A 21,170-nucleotide genomic window follows, 5' to 3' on the forward strand; every position below is an offset into this window, starting at 1 on the left:
ACCGCGTCGACCGGGTTTTCAGCCGATCAGGCGGGTCGCGTAAGGCATGATCCCGCCGTAGCGGACCGGTGCGATCCGGACGCGCAGCCCGGACTGCGGCGCCTCGATCATCTGACCGCCGCCGAGGTAGAGCGCGACGTGGTGGATGCCGCCCGCGCCGCCCCAGAACAGCATGTCCCCGCGGCGCATCTGCGACAGCGGGACCCGGCGCCCGGACGTGTACTGGTAGCCGCTGTAGTGCGGCAGCGACGTCACCCCGGCGAAGGCGTAGATCATCAGGCCCGAGCAGTCGAAGCCGATCTTGTTGTAGTCGCCGTACCGGTCGGCGACGCCGCCGTCGCGGATGCCGCGGGTGGGGCCGCTCGCGTTGCCGCCGCCCCACGCGTACGGCAGGCCGATCTTCGACAGCGCCCGGGCGATGACCGCCTCGATCGACGAGCCGGCCGGACCCGACGCCGGCTTGCTCGCCGGCCGGCCGCCCCCGCCGGACGAGCCCAGCGCGGCCTGGCGGGCGCGCTCGTCGTCCTCGCGCTGCTTCTCGGCGAGCCAGTCCTGGTAGCGCTGCCGCTGGCCCTGCAGGCCGTTGACCTTCGCCTGCGCGGCGTAGAGCTGCTGCTCGACGTCGGACTTGTTCTTCTCGAGCTGGGTGTTCTGCGACGCCTGGCTGTCCTGGGCGGCGATGGCCGCGGACTGGGCGGAGTCCGCGCTGGCCTTCGCCTGGCGCGCCGCGTCCTGCTTCTGCTGGGCGATCTCGGCGGCCTTGCGGGCGGCGGCGTCCTTGTTGGACTTCTCGGTCTGCGCCTGCTGGAGCCGGTCGAGGGCGTTGAGCCGGTCGCCGCCGACGGCGTCGAGCAGCTGCGCACGAGCCAGCATGTCCTTCGGGCTGTCGGCGCTCAGGTAGGCCGAGAGCGAGCCGACCGTGCTGCCCTGCTGGAAGCTCGCGGCGGCGAACGTCTTGAGGTCCGCGCGGGCCTTCTCGATGGCCGCCGACGCGGCGTCGGCCTCGGTGCGGGCGGCCTTGGCGTCGTTCTCCGCCTGCGCCGCCGCGTCCTGCGCGGACTGCAGGTCGACCAGGGCCTTGTTGGCCTCTTCCTGCTTGAGCTCGACGTCGTCCTGCAGCTGCGAGAGCTTCTGCTCGGCCTGGGCCAGCTGGTTGGTCAGCCTGCCGACCTCGCCGGCCTTCGCGTTGGCCTCGGCCTTGCTCGAATTGATGTCCGAGTCGCTCGGGTTGGGCGGTGGCGGGGGTGCCGCGAGGCCCGTGCCGCCGGCCCCGAACAAGATCACCAGCGTGAGCGCGCTCACGGTGAGTCCCCGGCGGGCCCGCGGCACCTCCGGACCCCCACGCCGTCCCGCCACGACCGCCCACCTCCGCTCACCTGCGCACATCGCGCGTCACTGCAGTCACACCACTATCACAAGCATCACCGGAAACTTACACAACGTAGGCACCAATTCCCCTCATTGAGGGACCCTCGCGGTGTCGGCTTTCCGAATGGCGCAGCCCACACCGCGTGTCGTCTTGTCCGTTAAACAGGACGCGCGTACTGTTTGAGGCACCGCGAGGTGTGGCATCCCGAATCCGGTCCTACGGTGGGGGTGCGCAAGACTCGCCACCACCGAACCCGACCGAACTGACCCGGGACTCGACCGCCGCACCGGCGCGGAAGTCCACGCCACTGGAGTTAGACGTGACCGCACCTGCCAGCAAGGACAGCTTCGGCGCCAAAGACACGCTGAAGGTCGGCGACGCCTCGTACGAGGTGTTCCGCCTGAACAAGGTCGAAGGCGCCGAGCGCCTGCCGTACAGCCTGAAGATCCTGCTCGAGAACCTGCTGCGCACCGAGGACGGCGCGAACATCACCGCCGACCACATCCGCGCGCTCGGCTCGTGGGACCCGAACGCCGACCCGTCGATCGAGATCCAGTTCACGCCGGCCCGCGTGATCATGCAGGACTTCACCGGCGTGCCGTGCGTCGTCGACCTGGCGACCATGCGCGAGGCGGTCACCGACCTCGGCGGCGACCCCGACAAGGTCAACCCGCTCGCCCCGGCCGAGCTGGTCATCGACCACTCGGTGATCATCGACGTCTTCGGCCGCCCCGACGCCTTCGAGCGCAACGTCGAGATCGAGTACGAGCGCAACCGCGAGCGCTACCAGTTCCTGCGCTGGGGCCAGGGCGCCTTCGACGAGTTCAAGGTCGTCCCGCCGGGCACCGGCATCGTGCACCAGGTCAACATCGAGCACCTCGCGCGCACGGTGATGGCCCGCAACGGCCAGGCCTACCCCGACTCCTGCGTCGGCACCGACTCGCACACCACCATGGTCAACGGCCTGGGCGTGCTGGGCTGGGGCGTCGGCGGCATCGAGGCCGAGGCGGCCATGCTGGGCCAGCCGGTGTCGATGCTGATCCCGCGCGTCGTCGGCTTCAAGCTGACCGGCGAGATCCCGGCCGGCGTCACCGCCACCGACGTCGTGCTCACCATCACCGAGATGCTGCGCAAGCACGGCGTGGTCGGCAAGTTCGTCGAGTTCTACGGCGAGAGCGTGTCCGCGGTGCCGCTGGCCAACCGCGCCACCATCGGCAACATGAGCCCCGAGTTCGGCTCCACCGCGGCGATCTTCCCGATCGACGAGGAGACCGTCCGCTACCTCAAGCTGACCGGCCGGTCCGCGGAGCAGGTCGCGCTGGTCGAGGCCTACGCCAAGGAGCAGGGCCTCTGGCACGACCCGTCGCGCGAGGCGTCGTACTCCGAGTACCTCGAGCTGGACCTCTCGACGGTCGTCCCGTCGATCGCCGGCCCGAAGCGCCCGCAGGACCGCATCGAGCTGTCCGAGGCGAAGTCGTCGTTCCGCAAGTCGATCCACGACTACGTAGACGGCGAGGACACCACGCCGCACACCAAGATGGACGAGGCCTCCGAGGAGTCCTTCCCGGCCAGCGACGCCCCGTCGCTGTCGTTCGCCGAGGACGACGCCGCGCCGGTCACCTCCTCCGCCGCGAACGGCGCCTCGGGCCGCCCGAGCAAGCCGGTCAAGGTCTCCACGCCGGACCGCGGCGAGTTCGTCCTCGACCACGGCGCCGTGGTGATCGCCTCGATCACCTCGTGCACCAACACCTCGAACCCGTCGGTCATGCTCGGCGCCGCGCTGCTCGCGCGCAACGCCGTGGACAAGGGCCTCGCGGTCAAGCCGTGGGTGAAGACGTCGATGGCGCCGGGCTCGCAGGTCGTCACCGACTACTACACCAAGGCCAACCTGTGGCCGTACCTGGAGAAGCTGGGCTACCACCTGGTCGGCTACGGCTGCACCACCTGCATCGGCAACTCGGGCCCGCTCTCGGACGAGATCTCCGCGGCCATCCAGGAGAACGACCTCACCGCGGTTTCGGTGCTCTCGGGCAACCGGAACTTCGAAGGCCGGATCAACCCCGACGTGAAGATGAACTACCTCGCGTCGCCGCCGCTGGTCATCGCCTACGCGCTGGCCGGCACGATGGACTTCGACTTCGCGTCCCAGCCCCTCGGCCAGGACACGGACGGCAACGACGTCTTCCTGAAGGACATCTGGCCGTCCGCGCAGGAAATCCAGGAGACCATCGACTACGCGATCACGCAGGAGATGTTCTCCAAGGACTACGCCGACGTCTTCGACGGCGGCGAGCGCTGGAAGTCGCTGCCCACCCCGGAGGGCAAGACCTTCGAGTGGGACGCCGAGTCCACCTACGTCCGCAAGCCCCCGTACTTCGAGGGCATGACCCCGGAGCCGGCGGCGGTCACCGACATCACCGGCGCGCGCGTGCTGGCGAAGCTGGGCGACTCGGTCACCACCGACCACATCTCCCCCGCCGGCGCGATCAAGCCGGGCACCCCGGCCGCGCAGTACCTGACCGAGCACGGCGTGGAGAAGAAGGACTTCAACTCCTACGGCTCGCGCCGCGGCAACCACGAGGTGATGATCCGCGGCACGTTCGCGAACATCCGGCTGCGCAACCAGCTCCTCGACGACGTGCAGGGCGGCTACACCCGCGACTTCACGCAGGAGGGCGCGCCGCAGGCGTTCATCTACGACGCGGCGCAGAACTACGCGGCGGCGGGCACCCCGCTGGTCGTGCTGGGCGGCAAGGAGTACGGCTCCGGTTCGTCGCGTGACTGGGCGGCCAAGGGCACCTCGCTGCTGGGCGTGCGCGCGGTCGTCACCGAGTCGTTCGAGCGCATCCACCGCTCGAACCTGATCGGCATGGGCGTCATCCCGCTGCAGTTCCCGCAGGGCGAGTCGGCCTCGTCGCTCGGCCTGGACGGTACCGAGACGTTCGACATCTCGGGCATCACCAAGCTGAACGACGGCGAGACCCCGCGCACGGTGCACGTCACCGCCACCAAGGAGGACGGCTCCAAGGTGGAGTTCGACGCGGACGTCCGCATCGACACCCCGGGCGAGGCGGACTACTACCGCAACGGCGGCATCCTGCAGTACGTGCTGCGGAAGATGACGCAGGCGTAAGGACTTCCGCCCCGAAGGCCTCCCCATCGTGCCGGTGGGGAGGCCTTCGTCTTCGGTACGGTGGCCGCCATGGGGGAACCACTGCGCCACGACGAACGCGGCCACGGCCGGCCACTCGTGTTCCTGCACCCGGGCGGCTTCGCCAGGCAGGTGTGGGATGAGCACCTGGACCGCTTCGCCGCGAGCCACCGCGTCGTCCGGTACGACGCTCGCGGGCACGGCGACTCACCGGGTCCGGTGCCGGGGTTCTCCCACCACGACGACCTCCGGCAGCTGCTCGACGCGCTGGGGATCGAGCGCGCGGTGCTGGTCGGTTCTTCGCTCGGCAGCCGGACCGCCGCCGACTTCGCGCTCTCGCACCCGGACCGGGTCGACGGGCTCGTGCTCGCCTCACCCGGGTTGAGCGGCATGGTCGAGCGCGACCCCTTCACCCTGGAGCAGCGAAGGCTGACCGCCGAAGCGATCGCCAGGCGGGATTTCGCCGAGGCCTTCGAGTGCGTGCTCCGGATGCTCGTCGACGGCCCGCACCGGACCCCCGAGCAGGTCGACCCGGCGGTCCGGGCCTTGTTCCGGCGGCTGCTGGCGGACAACGCGCGCAAGGGCCACGGCGGGTTCGCCCCGGGTGCCGAGCTGCACGCGGTGACCGGGGTCCGGGAGATCCGGGCCCGGACGCTGGTCATCACCGGCACGCTCGACACCACCGACATCCACGAGATCGCGGGCCTGATCGAGCGCGAAGCACCCCACGCCCGCGGGGTCACGCTCGACGGCGTGGGGCACCAGGTCAACGCCGAGCAGCCCGCCCGGTTCGGCGAGCTGCTCGACGAGTTCCTCGGCTAGGCCGGCACGGCTTCCCAGCGGACGCTGGACACCGACGGCTCCAGCGAAAGCCGCGACACCGCCGCCTCCATCTGGGCGTCGTCGCGCCGGTCGCCGACCAGCTCGGCGCGGACCTCGACCGTGCGGTTCTCGCGATCGGTGCTGAGCACCGACAGCAGCCGGAAGTCCGTGCGGGTCAACGACTGCACGAGCAAAGCCCGCACGTGCGCCTCGGTCGCGTCGCGGGTGACGGCCTGGAACGCGTACCGCGTCGGCGTCTCGTCGCCCGCGTCCGGGCGGCGGTCGACGACCCGGCCCAGAGGCCGCAGCACCACGTTCACCCCGACGACGACGGCGGTCCCCGCCGCCGCGATCGCGTACAGCCCGGCCCCGGCGAGCGCACCGACCGCGGCCGAGCACCACAGCGTCGCCGCGGTGTTGAGGCCGCGGACGTTCAGCCCGTCGCGCAGGATGACGCCGGCGCCGAGAAACCCGATGCCCGAGACGATCTGGGCCGCGACCCGCGTCGGGTCGGCGTCGCCGCTCGTGCTCAGCCCGCCGAAGCCGTGCGCGGACAGGAGCACGAACAGGGTCGCGCCGACCGCGACCAGCGCGTTGGTGCGCAGCCCGGCCATCCGGGCGCGGAACTGGCGCTCGATCCCGATGACGGCACCCAGGCCGACGCCGGTGCCGACGCGCAGCAGCATTTCGAAGATGGTCATGATCTCGCTCTTTTCCGGCGTGCGCGCACTGCCGGACAGGGGAGACCGGACGGATCAGCCCAGCCGGAAGCCTCCGGTGAGCGCACGCCCGGTCGTCCCGTGACTGTCCGCTGGCATGTGCCGCTCACCTCGCTTCCGGTGCTCGTGGTTGATCAACTCCCCCACTGTAGCGCCGGATCCGTGCTCCGGCGCCTGTGATGATCGCTACGCCCAGTGCCGGCGCAGGTGCGGCACGAGGTCCTCGGGCCGTTCGTCGGGGAAGAACAGCTTCGCGCCCGGCACCTCGACCACCTCGGTGACCGCGGGGACCGCGTCCTGGAACCGGTGGGCCCACTCGACACCGAAGTTCGGGTCGCCGGTCCCCCACACCAGCAGCGTCGGCACGCGGAGCTCCTTGAGCAGCGGCTCGATCGCGTCCAGTTCCTCGCCGCGGACCTCCGTCAGCAGCCGCTCGAACTGCCGCGCCGCGGCGCCGACCGGCCGCACGAAGGCGGCCAGGACGTCGTCGGGCAGTTGTCCGGGGTGCTCGTAACCGCCGCCGAGCGCCCCGGCCCGCGCCCGCTCGGGGTCCGCGGCGAGCTGGACCAGCAGCGGGGCGAGCTTCCCGCGGCCGGCCAGCTCGACGACCGGGCGGAACGCCTCGGGCGGCAGGTTCCCCTGCGTGTCGCAGTTGGTCAGGGTGAGCGTGCGGAGCCGATCGGCGTGGTGCGCGGCGAAGACCTGCGCGACCGCGCCGCCGGTGTCGTTGGCGACCAGGTCGACGCTGTCGAGTTCCAGCGACTCGCAGAAGTCGTCGAGCAGCCGGGCCAGCCCGTTCAGGCTCAGGTCCTGCTCGGCCGTCACCGGCGAGTGGCCGTGCCCCGGCAGGTCGGGTGCGAGGCACCGCCTCTCCCCCGCCAGTTCGGTCAGCACCTTGCGCCACAACAGGTTGTTCGTCCCCACTCCGTGGACGAAGAGCGCCACCGGCCCTTCGCCGACGTCGACGTAGCTCACGTCGCCGGACGCCGTCGACACGCGTCCGCGCTGGTCCTCCCAGATGCGCAGGTCCATCGGTAGAGTCCCTCCAGAAGTAAACCGACTGACGGTCTAGTATCAACAGACCGACAGTCGGTTTGTCAACGATGGAGGCAGCCGGCCCGTATGAACAAGAAGATCGACCGGGGTCAGGCGACCCGCGAGCACCTCGTCGCGGTCGCGACCGGCCTGTTCACCGAGTACGGCTACGACGGCACGTCGATCGAGGCCGTCCTGAAGGCCGCCGAGGTGAGCCGCGGCGCGCTCTACCACCACTTCCCCGGCAAGGACGCGCTGTTCGCGGCGGTCCTGGACACCGTCTACGACCGGGTCGGCGCGGAGGGGGCGCGGGCCGTCGAGGGCCTGGCCGACCCGATCGAGGCGCTGCGCGCCGCGTGCCTCGCCTGGATCCGGAGCACCCGCGACCCCGTGGTGCGGCGGGTGATGCTCATCGACGCGCCGGCCGTGCTGGGCTGGCAGCGCTGGCGGGAACTCGACGAGGTGCGCACGCTCGGCCGGATCAAGGCGGCCCTGCGGCGCGACGGCCGGATTCCCGCCGAGCGCGTGGATCTCTTCGCGCACGTGCTGCTCGCCGGCATGAACGAGATCGCGTTGCTGGTCGCCCGGGCCGAGGACCACGCGAGTGCGGTGGCCGAAGCCGAGGCCGCGGCCGGCGACGTGCTGGATCGGTTGCTAAGCAAGTGAAACGGGCCGGGGCGACAGCGTCACCCCGGCCCGTTTTCCCTGCCGCTAAGCGGTTTCGAACGGCTGGACGTTCGGCTGGAACACCTGGCCGTTCGCCGGCACCTTGAGGTCGGTCAGGTAGTCGGCCACGGCCTTGTCGACGCCGAGCGCGTCGCCGAGGATGCAGTGGCCGAACGCGTCGACCGACAGCAGCCGCGAGTTGCCGAGCTCGGCCGCCATCCGCTGGCCGAACTTGTACTGCGTCGCCGGGTCGTAGTAGTTGCTGACCACGACCACCGGGACGTCGGTCTTGGCCCGCCACGGACCGCGGTAGACGTCCGGCTGCTTCGCCGGCCACACCGGGCAGCCCGCCGTGTCGGCGAACGCCTGGTAGCGGCCGAAGGTGCGCGACTCGCGCTCCCACTTCGCGGCGATCTCCGGCACCTGCTCCTGCCGGATCCGGAACGGCTTGTCGGAGCAGTTGACGGCGAAGTACGAGTCGTCGCTGGTGTACGGGCTGTCCGGGTTCTGGTCGGCCAGGCCCTGCTTGCCACCGGTGAGCACCTTGAGCTGCTTGGCCGCCCACGTCTGCGCCTGCGCGCCCGCCGGGTGGATCACGTTGTACAGCGCCTGCAGGTCCTCGGCCAGGCCGGGGAAGGCCGACGGCGAGTACAGGACGCTCGAGACGCCGCCGGTGAACGCGTTGATGTCCACCGTGCCGCCACCGGGGATGGTGATCGGCTGCTTGCGGAGGTACTCGCGCAGCTCGTCGAACTTCGCCCGCGGGGTGCCGTCGCTGAACGCGCACTTCGCGCCCACCTGGTCGCACCGCTTGAGGAAGCCGTCGAGCGAGATCTCGAAGCCCTGCGCGCGTTCCCGGTCGTACTGCACGCCGTCGCTGGTGCGCAGCGCCGGGTCGACGTTGCCGTCGATGACGATCGCCCGCGACTGCTTGGGGAACATCGACGCGTAGGTCGAGCCGATCAGCGTCCCGTAGGAGAAGCCGACGTAGGTCAGCTTCTGGTCGCCGACCGCCGCCCGCAGCGTGTCGAGGTCGCGCACCACGTCCTTGGTGGACATGTGGTTCAGCAGCGAACCCGCGTTGTTCTTGCAGAACCGGCCGTAGTCGCGGTAGCTGGCGAGCGTGCCGGAGATCTCGGCGCGGGTCAGCGGCACCGGGATCTGGGCGCCGAAGACCTCGTCGGCGTCCTCCTGGGTGGTGAAGCAGCGCAGCGGGTTGCTCTGCCCGACGCCGCGCGGGTCGAACCCGACGAGGTCGAACCGGTCGAGCACCTGCGGCTGGAAGTAGTACTGCCCGCTGATCGGCATCCGCAGGCCCGAGCCGCCGGGGCCGCCGGGGTTGAGGAACAGCGAACCGACGCGCTTGTCGGGCGTGCGGGCGGCGCGCTTGAGCAGCGCGATGTCGATGGTGCCCAATGCCGCGTTGTCGTGGTCGATCGGGACCCGGTAGCGGGCGCAGCTGTAGAACTTGACCTGGTCCGCGGGCACGCCGGCGAGGGTGTCGCTCGAGCAGGTACCCCAGGCGACGGCGGCCGTCGCCCCGACGACGGCGGGCTTGGCGACGGTGTCTTCGGCCGCCGCGGCGGTTCCGGCCGGCCCGGCCAGTCCCACGCCGGCCACGAGCGCCCCCACCAGTGCGAACGACCGCACCCGGCCCTGTGTGGATCTCGGCAAGACGTCTCCTCCCTTGGTGACGCATGAGCCGCGCGGTCGAGCCGTCACGGCGCGTTACCCCGGAGAGACTGGCACAAACCGGTGAAAGCCGTCACCGGCCAAAAGGATGGTGGGAACCTACCCGGCCACCGGCGTGAGCACGAAAACCGGCAACGGACGGCCCGCCTCGCGTTGCTCCATCCGGTACCCTGGCCAGAACTCGAGCAGCTCCCGCCACATGGCGTCGTACTCCTCGCCGTCCAGCTCCCGTGCCACCACCGCGCGCGGCCGTCCCTTGAGCGCGACTTCCGCCTTCGGGTTCGCGCGCAGGTTCAGCGCCCACGCCGGATCCTTCGGGCGGCCCCAGTTGGACGCCGTCAGGACCAGGTCGCCGCCGTGCGGGAAGTACAGGAGGTTCGTGCTGCGGGGCTGCCCGCTCTTGCGGCCCGTCGTCGTGAGGCGCAGCGACGGCAGCCCGGCGAGCGCCACGAGGCTCACCCGGCCGCCGAACGCGCGGTGCAGTTTCTTGTCCGCCCACACGACGGCCCCGGCCGTGCGCATCAGCCACGGCCGGGTGCCGAGGGCCCGGGCGAAGGCCCGGAGAGGATTAGCCACGCACCGATCTTGCCAGGCTCACCCCGAACCGCTGCTGGGAGTCGGTCCACCAGCGCTCCAGCGCGAACCCGGCCGCGGCCAGCTCCGCCTCGACGCCGGCGGGCCGGAACTTGGCCGAGATCTCGGTGCGGACGTGCTCGCCCTCGGCGAAGCTCACCGTCAGGTCGGCGCCGGGGATCTCGACGGTCAGCGCGCGCCGGGCGCGCAGCCGCATCTCGATCCACTCGTTGTCCGCGTCCCAGTGCGACACGTGCTCGAACTCGTCGAGGTCGAAGTTCGCGCCGAGGCGGGCGTTGATCACGCGGAGGACGTTCTTGTCGAACTCGGCCGTGACGCCCGCGGCGTCGTCGTAGGCGCGTTCGAGGATGCCCGGGTCCTTGACGAGGTCGGTGCCGAGCAGCAGCCACTCCCCCTCGTCGAGCACTTCGCGCACCGAGCGCAGGAAGATGGCGCGCTCGGCGGGCAAGAAGTTGCCGATCGTGCCGCCGAGGAACGCCACCACGCGTGGCTGGTCACCGGGCAGCAGGCCGAGGTGCTGGGTGAAGTCGCCGACGACCCCGCGGACGGTCAGGCCCGGGTAGTCCTTCGAGATGGCTTCGGCGGCGTCGGCCAGCGCGGACTCGGACACGTCGAGCGGGACGAACGCCTCCAGCGTGCCGTGCGCGGTGAGCGCGTCGAGCAGCAGCCGGGTCTTCTCGCTCGACCCGGACCCGAGCTCGACGAGCGTGTGCGCGCCGGTCAGCTCCGCGACGTCGCCGGCGTGCGCGGCCAGCACCTCGCGCTCGCTGCGGGTCGGGTAGTACTCCGGCAGCTGGGTGATCTTCTCGAACAGCTCGCTGCCCTCGGCGTCGTAGAACCACTTGGGCGGCAGCCACTTGCGCTCGGCCGTGAGCCCGGCGACGACGTCCGCGCGCAGTTCCGCGGTGACGGCGTCGCCGGAGCGGTGGTGGTCGAGGTCGATCTCGGTCATGAACGCTCCTGGGTAAGGGGAAGCAGGTCGACGCCGGCCGCGGTGGCGCGCACGGCGTGGTGGTCGGGGACGGGCCGCCAGCGCGGATCGCCGTCGAAGGGTTCGGACGCGAGCCACACGTTGCTTCCGGGGGTTCCGGGTGGCGGAGCCCCCGGCCCGGGGCGAAGCCCCGGCACAACACTGCCGGCCGGGGTCTCCAGCACGGACAGCGCGTGCGTCCAGGTCGTGCCGATCAGCGTTGCGCCGTCGGTCAGCAGGAAGTTGAGCCGGGAACCGGGCGCGGCCGCTTCGACGGCGAGGGTCAGCTCCGCCACCGCCGTCAGCGGGTCCTCGCCCGTGGCGAGCCGGGCCCGCAGCAACGCCCACAGCACCACCGAGTCCGTCGGCGCCTCCAGCGTCAGCAGCTCGGTGACCGGCAGGGTCTTGGCCAGCTCGGCGAGCGAGTCCGGGTAGCCGCGGACGACGCCGTTGTGGCTGAACAGCCACCGCCCGGCGGTGAACGGCGCCGCGGCCGCTTCGGTCACCGGCAGGCCGGTGGTGCCGTTGCGGACCGCGGCGACGAACGCGCCCGAGGTCACCGCCGCGGCCAGCGGCGGCAGCGTCTCGTCCGTCCACAGTGGAGTCGACCGGCGGTGGCGCAGCGGGGCCGAGCCCGGGCCGGGGTACCACCCCAGCCCGAACCCGTCCGCGTTGACCGAGCCACCACCGCGCATGTCCGCCGGCGCGTAGGACTGCACCAGCAACGCATGCGGGGCGCGGAAAACCGCCTCGGCGGGCGAGACCGGCTCGCCGAGGTATCCGATGTGGCGGCACATGCGCCTAGCCCACCTCGCCGGGTGCCGCGTCGCGGGCGGTGCGGAAGCCGGCGAAGATCTGCCGCCGGATCGGGTAGTCCCAGTTGCGGAACGTGCCCCGGATCGCCGCCGCGTCGGTGCCGAACGAGCCGCCGCGCAGCACCTTGTACTCGGGTCCGAAGAAGACCTCCGAGTACTCCCGGTACGGGAACGCCGCGAAGCCCGGGTAGCCGTGGAAATCCGTCGACGTCCACTCCCAGACGTCGCCGATCAGCTGGTGCACGCCGGTCGGTGACGCGCCGGCCGGGTACGCCCCCGCGGGCGCCGGGCGCAGGTGCCGCTGGCCGAGGTTGGCGTGCTCGGCCGTCGGCTCCTCGTCACCCCAGGGGAACCGCCGCGACCGGCCGGTCGCCGGGTCGAAGCGGGCGGCCTTCTCCCACTCCGCCTCGGTCGGCAGCCGCCGCCCGGCCCACGCCGCGTACGCCTCGGCCTCGTAGTAGGAGACGTGCACGACCGGCTCGTCGGCCGGGACCCGCTCGTAGACGCCGAACGCCGTCCGCCACCAGCCGTCCTGCTCCCGCTTCCAGAACCGCGGCGCGGTGATGTCGTTGTCCCGCCGGTAGGCCCAGCCCGCCGGGCTCCACCAGCGCTCGTCGTCGTAGCCGCCGCTGTCGAGGAACCGCGTGTAGGCACCGCCCGTCACCGGGACGGTGTCCATCCAGAACGCGGCGACGGCGACCTCGTGCGCCGGGCGCTCGTTGTCCAGGGCCCACGGCTCGGCCGTCGTGCCCATCGTGAACGGGCCGCCCGGCACCAGCACCTCGGCGGGCAGGGTGCCCGACCGCGCGGGCGGCGGCTCCGGCGCGTGCAGCACCGGGTCGCCCTTGCGCAGCTGGTGGGTGGCCAGCATCGTCTCGTCGTGCTGCTGCTCGTGCTGGGTGATCATGCCGAACGCGAAGGCCTGTTCGGTCAGCCGCCGCCCCTCCAGCGGCGCGTGTTCCAGCACGTCGAACGCCTTCTCCCGGACCTGCTTGACGTACGCGCGCGCCTCGGCCGGGCCGAGCAGCGGCAGCTCCGGCCGGTCGGCGCGGGCGTGCTGGAAGGCGTCGTAGATGTCGTCGATGTCCGGCCGCAGCGGCTCGCGGCCGCCGACGTCGCGCACCAGCCAGAGCTCCTCCTGGACGCCGATGTGCGCGAGGTCCCAGACCAGCGGCGACATCAGCTTGGAGTGCTGGCGGACCAGGTCTTCGTCGTCCACGGCGTCGGTCAGCGCCACGCTGCGCGCCCGCGCCCGGGTCAGTGCTTCGGCGGCCCGGGCACGCAGGTCCTGCGCGCTCAGGTCACCCAGTGCTTCCGTGCTCATGCTTCGCTCCTCGATCGGTACGCGCGCCCCTGCACGCTCTCGCTGATCTCGGTGATCGACTCCGCCGCCAGCCCCGTCGCGCCCAGTTCGGCGCAGCCCAGGTCGGCCAGCGCCGCCGCGACGGCCGCCAGCTCCTCGTCGGCCAGTCCCCGCCGCGCCGCCTCGGTCCACCGGTCCGCCACCGGGGCGCAGACCGCCCGCACCTTGTCCACAGTGGACGGCCGGGCGAGCAGCGCCGAGACCAGCGCCACCGGCGCCAGCCACTCGTCCGGCGGTTGCGCGTCGAGGTACCGGATCTCCAGGTAGCCCTGGGGCCGGACCGGCGTGAACATCGTGGTGAGGTGGTAGTCGAGGTCCGCCGCCGTCGGCTTCGGCAGCAGCGCGGCCGCGCCCCGGCCGTCGATCCAGTCGGCGAAGGTCAGCCCCTCCGGCGCGTCCCACGGCCGGTCGCCGCGGCGCAGCACCATCAGCGGGGTGTCCATCAGGCGCTCGGCCCACGCTCCGGCCGGGTCGTCGCCGGTGACGCCGGACGTGCGCGTGCGGACCGCCTCCGTGTCGTGCACCGCGAGCCAGCGGGCGGAGGCGTGTCCGGTGTCCCGTCCGGCGTGGACGCGGGAGTTGGCGAAGAGGGCGAGCAACGGCGGGCCCATCGCGTGGGCCGCCGCCCACCGCGCCGCGTAGTGCTCCGGCTCCCCCGCGTCGACGCAGACCTGCAGGCCCGCGGTGCTGCACATCATCGTGAGCCCACCGGGACCGATCGGCGCGAACCGCCGTTCCATCGCCGCGTAACGCGGGGTGTGCAGGACCCGGCGCGGCGGGCGGTGGGCGTCGATGCCCGTTTCGCCCAGCACGAGGCCGTGCCGGGCGAGGCGGTCGCGCAGGTGGTGGAGGTCGGCCGTGACGACTGCGTCGAGTTCGCGCAGGGAGGCCTGGGGAAGAGCGGAGATCTCGACCTGGCACCCGGGTTCGAGGCTCACCGGTGAGCCGGCCGGGAGGGGCGAGGCGGGGCTGCCGGGGCGGAGCGTCCGCGGGGTGTGCGGACCCAGCGCCGCGGCGAGGACGTCGGGATCGAGGGGTCTGGCCGGGTCGTCGGCATGGTGCACGGTGAACTCCAGCTCCACGCCGGTCAGGCGGGGTGGTCCGTGCTTGAAACACACCGATGCGACGTACGCCTCGCCGGCCGCGCGGTCCGCCAGGACCCGCGCGGTGCGGTTCGACGCACTACCCGACTTCTCGGGGAAATCGTGCACCGCTTGCATGTCCGTTCCTGTTCCGTGTGGTGGAACTTCTTGACTTCGGACGCTACACGCGGGGTACGACAAAATCAGGCCGGATCTTGCGGTGCAGGACGGGTTCACCACTCCGTAAGAAGTCCCGGATCAGGGCAAAGCGGACTCCGTGCCGAGGCCGAGCGAGGCGGCCGACGCCCGCACGGCCTCGATCACCAGGTGCAACGCGGGCCGCCGGAACGCGGTGCGCCGATAGGCGATCGACACCGTCCGCAGCAGCGGCGTGGTGAGCGCGACGACGTCGATCCCGGGCGGCCGCAGCAGCCGCAGGCCCAGGTCCGAGACGAGCGTGACGCCGAGCCCGGCACCCACCATCGCCATCGCCGTGGACTGCTCTTCGACCTCGTGGTTGATCTTCGGCGCGAAGCCGTGCCGCTGGCAGGCCGTGCGCATCGCCCGGCCGAAGTGCGATTTCGGGCTGGCCAGGATCCACGGGTGCTCGGCGAGCTCGTCGAGGGAGGCAGAGCCCGACGGCACCGCGCCCCGCGGCACCGCCGCGTGCAGCCGCTCCACCGCCACGACGGCGCGTTCCAGCCCGGCGTCCCACGGCGTCGGCGCGTCCGAGTAGTCGATCACGAACGACAGGTCGAGCGTGCCGTCGCGGACCGCGTCGGCGGTGTCCTCCGGCGCCAGCTCGCGCGTGCGCACCTCGATGCCGGGGTGGTCGCCGGCCAGCGCGGTCAGCGCCGTCGGCAGGAGCCCGGAGGCCACCGACGCCCACACGCCGGCGGTCAGCCGGACCGTGCGCGCCTCCTGGGCTTCTTCCAGGGCGAGCGTCGCCCGTTCGACCGACCCGAGGATCTCCTCGGCGTGCTCCGTCAGGAGGTTGCCCAGCTCGGTCAGCTGGACGCGCCGGCCGAGCCGTTCGAACAGCTTCGCGCCGACGTCGCGCTCCAGCTGCGCGAGCTGCTGCGATACCGCCGAAGCGGTGTAGTGCAGCGAAGCGGCCGCCGCCGTGACCGTGCCCCGGCGGTGCAGCTCGCGCAGCATCCGCAAGCGGTGCAACGAAAGCTCCATACACCAAACCTAAACGAGATCGTGCAGGTTCGTTAAATGGACGCCGGCGCCGTCCGGGGCGCACGCTCGGGGAGGCGGCCGCGACGGGCCGCCCCGGACTTCCCTGGAGGTGAGTGGCCCTGATGACCCCGCGCAACGCCGAGCCGCTGATGCGGCTCACGTGGACCGATCCCGTCACCGGCGCGCACGGCTACCTGGTCGTGCACAGCCTGGTCTCCGGTGTCGCCACCGGTGGCACCCGGATGCGGGCGGGCTGCACGATGAGCGAGGTCGAGGACCTCGCCCGGGGCATGGCCAACAAGACCGCGACCTTCAACCTGCCGGTCGGCGGGGCGAAGGGCGGCATCGACTTCGACCCGAAGGACCCGCGGGCGTTCGGCGTGCTGAAGCGGTTCTGCGCGTTCCTGCGGCCGTGGCTGGACGCGCACTGGGTGACCGCCGAGGACCTCGGCGTGCCCCAGCACCTGATCGACGAAGTGTTCGCCGAGCTCGGGCTGGAGCAGTCGTACCACGCGGCGATCGGCCGTTCGGCGGATCCGGCGCGCACCCTGCGGCGGGTCCAGGCGGGCCTCAACGCACCGGTGCCCGGCGGGCTGCTGCTCGGCGACGTCGTCGGCGGCTACGGCGTGGCGCAGGCCTGCCTCGGCGTCGCGGCGGCGTGGGACTGGGACGTGCGCGAGACGACCGTGGCGATCCAGGGCATCGGCACGATGGGCGGCGGCGCGGCCTGGTACCTGCACGAGGCCGGGATGAAGGTCGTCGCGGTGGCCGACGCCGCGGGCACGCTGTACGACCCGGCCGGGCTGGACGTCCCGGCGCTGCTGGAGCTGCGCGACCGCTTCGGCGAGGTCGACCGGACCCGGCTGCCGGCCGGGGTGCGGTCGCTGGCCCGCGAAGCCGTCGTCGGCATCGACGCGGACATCTTCGTCCCGGCCGCGATCTCCTACGCGCTCCGGCCGGACAACGAGAACCTCGTCAAGGCCGCGGTCGTCGTCGAAGCGGCCAACGCGGCGACGACGCCGGAAGCGGAGGCCGCGCTGTCGGCCCGGGGCGTCGCGGTCGTGCCGGACTTCGTCGCCAACGCGGGCGCGGCGGCGTGGGCGTGGTGGCTGCTGCTGGGCGAGGTCGGCGCGGACCCGGCCGACTCGTTCCTGCGGCTGCGCACCGAGATGCAGGCGAAGGTGGCGCTGCTGCTGGCCGAGTGGAACATGGACCGGCTGCCGCTGCGCATCACCGGGCTGAAGCTGGCCGAGGCCAACCGGGCCCGGCGGGCCGAAGCGGCGCTCGCGCCGGAAGGCGAGCCGGGGCTGCTCATCCCGTGAGCCGGGGTTCCGCGCGGCGCCTCGGGTGGGGGGCGCCGCGCGGTTCCTTCACCGCGCGAACCGGTCGGTCGCGCCGACGAGGACGTCCTGCATCGGGGTGTCCTGCGTCGAATGCCCGATGTTCTCCAGCATGACCAGCTCGCTGCCCGGCCAGCCGTGGTGCAGCAGCCACGGCGTGCCGACGATGTTGCTCGTGTCGAGCACGCCTTGCGCCAGCACCGCGGGGATGCCGGCGAGCTTGCCGAGGTTGCGCAGGATTTCGCCGTCGGGCAGGAAGACCCGGTTGCTGAAGTAGTGCGTGACCAGCCGCGCGAAGCAGAGCTGGTAGGCCGGATCCTCGAAGGACTTGTACGGGGGCACGCCCGGGAGCATCGCGTCCTCCCAGGCGCACCAGTCGTCGGCCGCCTTGCGGTGGACCGCCGGGTCGGGGTCCATCAGCAGCCGGTGGTAGGCGGCGGACAGGTCGCCGTCCCGCTCGCTCTCCGGCACTCCGGCGCGGAACCTCTCGAAGGCTTCCGGGAAGTACGCGCCGAGCCCGCGGATGAGCATCTCGATTTCGATGAACCGGTCGGTCGCCAGTCCCATGAGGACCATCTCGCTGACCCGTTCGGTGTGCCTCAGCGCGTAGGTCAGGCCGAGCACCGAGCCCCAGGAACCGCCGAACAGCAACCACTTCTCGATGCCCAGCCGCGTCCGCAGCAGCTCGAAGTCGGCGACGAGGTGGCCGGTGGTGTTGGCGGAGAGGTCGGCGACCGGGGCACCGGCGTGCGGCGTGCTGCGGCCGCAGCCGCGCTGGTCGACGAGCACCACGCGGTACCGGTCCGGGTCGAAGTAGCGGCGGAGGTTCGTCGAGCAGCCCGTGCCGGGGCCGCCGTGCACGACGAGCGCCGGCTTGCCCTTCGGGTTCCCGCAGGTCTCCCAGTAGATCTCGTGCCCGTCGCCGACGTCGAGCATGCCGTGCTCGTAGGGCTCGATCTCGGGGTACAGCATCAGCGCGTCCTTCCGCCCGGAATACAACAGCGCTGTCACATTAGCGCCGTACGCGGCTCGACGCGCGGTGTTTCGTCCGCTCAGACGAGGGCGCCGGCCAGCTCCATGAGCGTGTCGGCCAGTTCGCGGGGGCCCGCGGGCCCGATGTGGATCACGGCGTCGTCGCCCGCGCCCGAGGTGTAGCTGAGGTAGCGGCCCCAGTCCGTGTCGGCGTAGTGCAGCGGCTGCTGCAGGCAGGTGTGCCTGCCGACGTCGTCGCGGCGGCCGACGTAGAGCTCACCGCTGCCCGAGACCGGCCGCTGCACCAGGCTGACCACGTCGGCGACCGCGGGGTCGAGCGGGTAGGCGTCCCGGCCGCGGCGGGCCGCCTCGGTCAGGTCCGTCACCCGCACGGTGCGCGGGTGGCCGCCGCCGGCTCCCACCGGCGGCAGCTGCTCGACGAGCGACTCGGCGAGCCGGTTCCGGTCGATCTCCTGCACGCCGACGTGCGTGCCGTCCGAGACCGCGAGGACGGCCTGGAGGCCTTTGGCGGCCGCGAGCACGCCGTAGGTCCGGCCGTCGACCCCGACCCAGCCGTAGCACTCCCGCGCCGGGCTGACCAGCAGCGGCAGCCAGTCGAGGAAGTCGACGGTGGCCCGCCCGCGGGCGTCGACCAGCCCGGCCTCGGCCAGCGCGGCGTCGACCCGCTTGTCCGCCTCGGCGCGCTCCTCGGCCGAGAGCCACAGCGGCTCCGGACGGAGGGTGAGGTGCAGCTGACCGACCTGTTCGCGCTCGGCCAATGCCGCCAGCGCCTCGACCGGAACGTCCACCCGGCCTGTTGCCACGTCCACCCGCCTGTTCGCTCTACTCGCCGATGACCGGCGGGCTGGTCCGCTGGTCGGTGCCGAAGATGGCGTCCGGATCGGCTTCGATCAGGAAGTCCGGCCGCTGGTGCTCATCATCTTCCTCGCCCTCGCCCCGCCTGCCCCCGGGGCCCATCGGCCCCAGCTGCCCGGAGCGCCCGGCGGCCGACCGGGCGGCGGCGGCCTCCGCGGCGGCCGCGTTGCCGAGGCTGCCCATGCCGGAGCCCCGGCCACTGCCGAGGCCACGCTCCCCCGCCGCCGACCCGCTGCCGGCACCGCTTCCGCTGCCGCTGATCGGCCGGCCGTTGGAGTCCAGCAGCCGGCTGCCGGCGTTGCCGCTCGTCGGGCCGCGCCCGGGCGCGTCGGGGTCGTTGCCGAAGGTGTTCGAGTAGTTCTGACCGCCCCCGGTGTTCGTCGGGTAGTAGTTGAACCCGTCGACGTTCGGCGGCGTGTTGCCGGGGCGGTCGGTGACCTGCCCCGGCCGCGTCGGGGTGGGACGGCCGGTGCCGGTGGTGTGGGTGTCGTCGCCGCCGGGAACCCCGGGACCGGGGGGCTCGACGATGCCGATCGGCTTGTCCGTCCCCCCGGGGCGGCCGGTGCCACCCGGGCGGTCGGTCCCGCCGGGACGGTCGGTGCCACCGGGCTGGTCGGTTCCCCCGCTGCGGCCGGGGTCGACGCTGGTGGTCGAGGTGCGGTCGCCGTCGCCGGGATCGCCACCGCCGGTTTCGTACCACCTGTGCTCGTCGACGATGACGGGCCCGGGACCGTCGGGCTTGGTGACGGAGATGGCGGCCCCGTCGGACTCGAGGACGCCGTAGTTGGCCGGCAGCGAGGCGCTCGTGCCGTTCGTGACGACGCTGTACTGGTCCATCACTCGGACGTTCGTCTCGTTGGCCGCGTTGTACTTGGCGATGCCCTCTTGGTAGGAGTCGATGTCGTCCTTCGCCATGAACGGGCCGGCGATCGGGATGGCGGCCTTGAGCCCGGTCGTCCACGGGTTCGGCTTCTCGGGCTTGGGCGGCACCTGGACGACCGTGTTGCTGGAGTGGTCGAAGACCTCGGTCTGGGTGTCGACCGAGGCCTTGGTCTCGTCGAGGGGCAGTGCGGTCTCGGCGAAGGCCAGTGCGAGCGGACCCGCGCCCGCGTTGGCCGCGTCAGCGGCGGAGCCGGTCCAGGCCTGCGTCATCCGGTCCTGGAGGGCTTTGATGCCTTCCGCACGGGCCTGATAGGCCTCCGACAGCTTGTTCACCGACTCGGACATCTGCCGGAGCCCTTGCGTGTCGCCCTGTTTGAAGTTGTCGTAGATCTGCTTGCCGTCCACTCGTCAAGCCCCCTTGAGTGTTTTGACCATCGCGGCCGCGGCGCCTTGCGCGGCGGCGCAGGAATCCTGTTGCCCCTCATAGCCTTCCGAGAAGACCGAAACCGCCAGGTCGTCGGCGACGCCGATCGCCATGCTGCAGTTCCCGATGGCGCGACGGTCGCGGATGTCGAAATAGACCGCGGGATAGCCTTCGACATCAGGCGCGGGCTCGAAGAACTTGTAGGGCCCGTTCGGCCGTTCGTAGGCAGCCTTGATGCCGGCCAACCCACCGGCCCCGGCGTCGCGGTTCCCGGTCCCGAGGATGACCAGCAAGCTGAGTCCCTCCCCGCGGATCTTCCAGCCGCAGCTGGGACCCGACAGGTTCTCGGGATTGCTGTCCCGAGGGCGCGGCTCGCCGGGATCGGTGAACTTCAGCCTGGTCAGCTCGTCGTCGGGGACTAGCTTGCACGTGTCGTTTTCGTACTTCGTCACGTCCAACGGAGTGGTCACCTTCGGAACGCTTCCGGTCGGCCCCGCGGCCGACGACGACGTTCCCGGCGAGGACTCGGGGGCCACCGCGTTGGCCGTGCCACCGGTCTCGGAGGTGCAACCGGCCGCGAGCGCGCAGGCAACGACAACAGCCCCGCCGAGAACACTCGCGCGAGCGATCCTGGCCAGGCTCACGTCGCCTGCCCGAACGTTTCGGACATGCTCAGGTCGGTCGCGACGGTCTTGGTCTGCGCTTCCTTGAGCTTCTTGATGTAGCCCTGCACGTACTTGCGCATGGAGTCGTTCTGAGCCTGCAACGAAGCAATCGAATTACTACTGGCCGAAGCGAAGCTCCCGCTCGCCGGGTCCTCTCCTGGCGCCACGCGCCCGGCCGAGAGCGATTCGATCGTGTGACCGTCTTCGATGATCTTGTCCAGCTCGTCTTCCCAGAGACCGATCACCGACGCGAGCTCCTCGGGGTCCATCTTGAACTGACCGCCCCCGCCGCCACCGCCGCCGTAGACGCGGCCGCTCTGGCCCAGGATGTCGCCACCCCAGACCGCTTGGACCGCCTGCCCGGCTTCGCCGATGATCACGCTCCGCACCTTCCCCTCAGTTCACCCACCGTGATGGTGCAAAGATTAGCCAACTGTCTCACGCCGTGTCAGCGAATCGCCGCAACGTTCCGACGATGGGGATCCCGGTTCGGTTCCCGGGCACTCCGGGTCACAGTACGTACGTACGGATTGCGAAGTCCCGGTCCT

19 protein-coding genes are annotated in these 21,170 nt (G+C 71.8%); 4 read left to right on the forward strand and 15 right to left on the reverse strand.

Annotation, left to right across the window (positions count from 1 at the left end; genetic code table 11):
• Window positions 1-18 precede the first annotated feature (18 nt).
• Window positions 19-1,329, reverse strand: a complete 1,311-nt coding sequence (locus AB0J40_RS25230; RefSeq protein ID WP_364457309.1) for an NlpC/P60 family protein — start codon at window positions 1,327-1,329, stop codon at window positions 19-21.
• Between the two features lie 359 nt (window positions 1,330-1,688).
• Here AB0J40_RS25230 and AB0J40_RS25235 point away from each other — a divergent pair, with 359 nt between their 5' ends.
• Window positions 1,689-4,502 (forward strand): aconitate hydratase, encoded by a 2,814-nt coding sequence (locus AB0J40_RS25235; RefSeq protein ID WP_364457077.1) that lies wholly within the window; start codon window positions 1,689-1,691, stop codon window positions 4,500-4,502.
• A 69-nt stretch (window positions 4,503-4,571) separates the two neighbouring features.
• A complete protein-coding gene (locus AB0J40_RS25240; protein WP_364457079.1) occupies window positions 4,572-5,342 on the forward strand; it encodes an alpha/beta fold hydrolase in 771 nt (256 codons plus the stop codon).
• Here AB0J40_RS25240 and AB0J40_RS25245 read toward each other — a convergent pair.
• Entirely contained in the window at window positions 5,339-6,043 is a 705-nt protein-coding gene (locus tag AB0J40_RS25245) for an MgtC/SapB family protein (protein WP_364457081.1), read from the reverse strand. The two genes, AB0J40_RS25240 and AB0J40_RS25245, sit on opposite strands and share 4 nt — an antisense overlap.
• A 204-nt stretch (window positions 6,044-6,247) precedes the next feature.
• Window positions 6,248-7,093 carry an alpha/beta hydrolase gene (locus AB0J40_RS25250; RefSeq protein ID WP_364457083.1) on the reverse strand — a complete coding sequence of 282 codons (846 nt, stop codon included), beginning with the start codon at window positions 7,091-7,093 and terminating at the stop codon, window positions 6,248-6,250.
• 90 nt (window positions 7,094-7,183) lie between these two features.
• Between AB0J40_RS25250 and AB0J40_RS25255 the strand changes: the two genes are divergently transcribed.
• Window positions 7,184-7,762 carry a TetR/AcrR family transcriptional regulator gene (locus tag AB0J40_RS25255; protein WP_364457085.1) on the forward strand — a complete coding sequence of 193 codons (579 nt, stop codon included), beginning with the start codon at window positions 7,184-7,186 and terminating at the stop codon, window positions 7,760-7,762.
• A gap of 45 nt (window positions 7,763-7,807) precedes the next feature.
• On the opposite strand, the gene AB0J40_RS25260 is transcribed toward AB0J40_RS25255, so the two are convergent.
• The 7 genes from AB0J40_RS25260 to AB0J40_RS25290 all read right to left on the reverse strand — a co-directional run bounded on the left by AB0J40_RS25260 (window position 7,808) and on the right by AB0J40_RS25290 (window position 15,463).
• Window positions 7,808-9,412: an alpha/beta hydrolase gene (locus AB0J40_RS25260; RefSeq protein ID WP_364457311.1), complete on the reverse strand. Its 1,605-nt coding sequence runs from the start codon at window positions 9,410-9,412 to the stop codon at window positions 7,808-7,810.
• 141 nt (window positions 9,413-9,553) lie between these two features.
• Window positions 9,554-9,976 carry a nitroreductase family deazaflavin-dependent oxidoreductase gene (locus AB0J40_RS25265; protein ID WP_364457313.1) on the reverse strand — a complete coding sequence of 141 codons (423 nt, stop codon included), beginning with the start codon at window positions 9,974-9,976 and terminating at the stop codon, window positions 9,554-9,556.
• Window positions 9,977-10,022: 46 nt separating this feature from the next.
• The gene (gene egtD, locus AB0J40_RS25270) at window positions 10,023-11,000 is read right to left on the reverse strand and encodes an L-histidine N(alpha)-methyltransferase (RefSeq protein ID WP_364457086.1); all 978 of its coding nucleotides are present in this window, start codon (window positions 10,998-11,000) and stop codon (window positions 10,023-10,025) included.
• Window positions 10,997-11,815: an ergothioneine biosynthesis protein EgtC gene (gene egtC, locus AB0J40_RS25275; RefSeq protein WP_364457088.1), complete on the reverse strand. Its 819-nt coding sequence runs from the start codon at window positions 11,813-11,815 to the stop codon at window positions 10,997-10,999. Before egtC ends, egtD begins: the two co-directional genes overlap by 4 nt.
• A 4-nt stretch (window positions 11,816-11,819) precedes the next feature.
• A complete protein-coding gene (gene egtB / locus AB0J40_RS25280) occupies window positions 11,820-13,157 on the reverse strand; it encodes an ergothioneine biosynthesis protein EgtB (protein WP_364457090.1) in 1,338 nt (445 codons plus the stop codon).
• The gene (locus AB0J40_RS25285; protein ID WP_364457092.1) at window positions 13,154-14,416 is read right to left on the reverse strand and encodes a glutamate-cysteine ligase family protein; all 1,263 of its coding nucleotides are present in this window, start codon (window positions 14,414-14,416) and stop codon (window positions 13,154-13,156) included. The genes egtB and AB0J40_RS25285 overlap by 4 nt, the downstream gene beginning before the upstream one ends.
• 120 nt (window positions 14,417-14,536) lie before the next feature.
• Window positions 14,537-15,463: a LysR substrate-binding domain-containing protein gene (locus tag AB0J40_RS25290; protein WP_364457094.1), complete on the reverse strand. Its 927-nt coding sequence runs from the start codon at window positions 15,461-15,463 to the stop codon at window positions 14,537-14,539.
• Between the two features lie 122 nt (window positions 15,464-15,585).
• On the opposite strand from AB0J40_RS25290, the gene AB0J40_RS25295 reads away from it, so the two are divergent.
• The gene (locus tag AB0J40_RS25295; protein WP_364457096.1) at window positions 15,586-16,785 is read left to right on the forward strand and encodes a Glu/Leu/Phe/Val dehydrogenase dimerization domain-containing protein; all 1,200 of its coding nucleotides are present in this window, start codon (window positions 15,586-15,588) and stop codon (window positions 16,783-16,785) included.
• 48 nt (window positions 16,786-16,833) lie between these two features.
• On the opposite strand, the gene pip is transcribed toward AB0J40_RS25295, so the two are convergent.
• The 5 genes from pip to AB0J40_RS25320 all read right to left on the reverse strand — a co-directional run bounded on the left by pip (window position 16,834) and on the right by AB0J40_RS25320 (window position 21,002).
• Window positions 16,834-17,775, reverse strand: a complete 942-nt coding sequence (pip, locus tag AB0J40_RS25300) for a prolyl aminopeptidase (protein WP_364457098.1) — start codon at window positions 17,773-17,775, stop codon at window positions 16,834-16,836.
• An 80-nt stretch (window positions 17,776-17,855) separates the two neighbouring features.
• Window positions 17,856-18,584 (reverse strand): ESX secretion-associated protein EspG, encoded by a 729-nt coding sequence (locus tag AB0J40_RS25305; RefSeq protein WP_364457315.1) that lies wholly within the window; start codon window positions 18,582-18,584, stop codon window positions 17,856-17,858.
• A 34-nt stretch (window positions 18,585-18,618) separates the two neighbouring features.
• Complete coding sequence (locus AB0J40_RS25310; RefSeq protein ID WP_364457100.1) at window positions 18,619-19,938, reverse strand: hypothetical protein; 1,320 nt, start codon at window positions 19,936-19,938, stop codon at window positions 18,619-18,621.
• 3 nt (window positions 19,939-19,941) lie between these two features.
• Window positions 19,942-20,601, reverse strand: a complete 660-nt coding sequence (locus tag AB0J40_RS25315) for a DUF3558 domain-containing protein (protein ID WP_364457102.1) — start codon at window positions 20,599-20,601, stop codon at window positions 19,942-19,944.
• Window positions 20,598-21,002, reverse strand: a complete 405-nt coding sequence (locus AB0J40_RS25320; RefSeq protein WP_364457103.1) for a hypothetical protein — start codon at window positions 21,000-21,002, stop codon at window positions 20,598-20,600. The genes AB0J40_RS25315 and AB0J40_RS25320 overlap by 4 nt, the downstream gene beginning before the upstream one ends.
• Window positions 21,003-21,170: the final 168 nt, after the last annotated feature.

Origin of the sequence: Amycolatopsis sp. NPDC049691, assembly GCF_040675005.1 — a bacterium.
Taxonomy (GTDB): domain Bacteria; phylum Actinomycetota; class Actinomycetes; order Mycobacteriales; family Pseudonocardiaceae; genus Amycolatopsis.

Coding starts and splice junctions, on each gene's coding strand:
- AB0J40_RS25240 (WP_364457079.1), top strand. CDS start 4,572: ATGGGGGAACCACTGCGCCACGACGAACGCGGCCACGGCCGGCCACTC.
- AB0J40_RS25245 (WP_364457081.1), bottom strand. CDS start 6,043: ATGACCATCTTCGAAATGCTGCTGCGCGTCGGCACCGGCGTCGGCCTG.
- AB0J40_RS25250 (WP_364457083.1), bottom strand. CDS start 7,093: ATGGACCTGCGCATCTGGGAGGACCAGCGCGGACGCGTGTCGACGGCG.
- AB0J40_RS25255 (WP_364457085.1), top strand. CDS start 7,184: ATGAACAAGAAGATCGACCGGGGTCAGGCGACCCGCGAGCACCTCGTC.
- AB0J40_RS25265 (WP_364457313.1), bottom strand. CDS start 9,976: ATGCGCACGGCCGGGGCCGTCGTGTGGGCGGACAAGAAACTGCACCGC.
- egtD (WP_364457086.1), bottom strand. CDS start 11,000: ATGACCGAGATCGACCTCGACCACCACCGCTCCGGCGACGCCGTCACC.
- egtC (WP_364457088.1), bottom strand. CDS start 11,815: ATGTGCCGCCACATCGGATACCTCGGCGAGCCGGTCTCGCCCGCCGAG.
- egtB (WP_364457090.1), bottom strand. CDS start 13,157: ATGAGCACGGAAGCACTGGGTGACCTGAGCGCGCAGGACCTGCGTGCC.
- AB0J40_RS25285 (WP_364457092.1), bottom strand. CDS start 14,416: ATGCAAGCGGTGCACGATTTCCCCGAGAAGTCGGGTAGTGCGTCGAAC.
- AB0J40_RS25290 (WP_364457094.1), bottom strand. CDS start 15,463: ATGGAGCTTTCGTTGCACCGCTTGCGGATGCTGCGCGAGCTGCACCGC.
- AB0J40_RS25295 (WP_364457096.1), top strand. CDS start 15,586: ATGACCCCGCGCAACGCCGAGCCGCTGATGCGGCTCACGTGGACCGAT.
- pip (WP_364457098.1), bottom strand. CDS start 17,775: ATGCTGTACCCCGAGATCGAGCCCTACGAGCACGGCATGCTCGACGTC.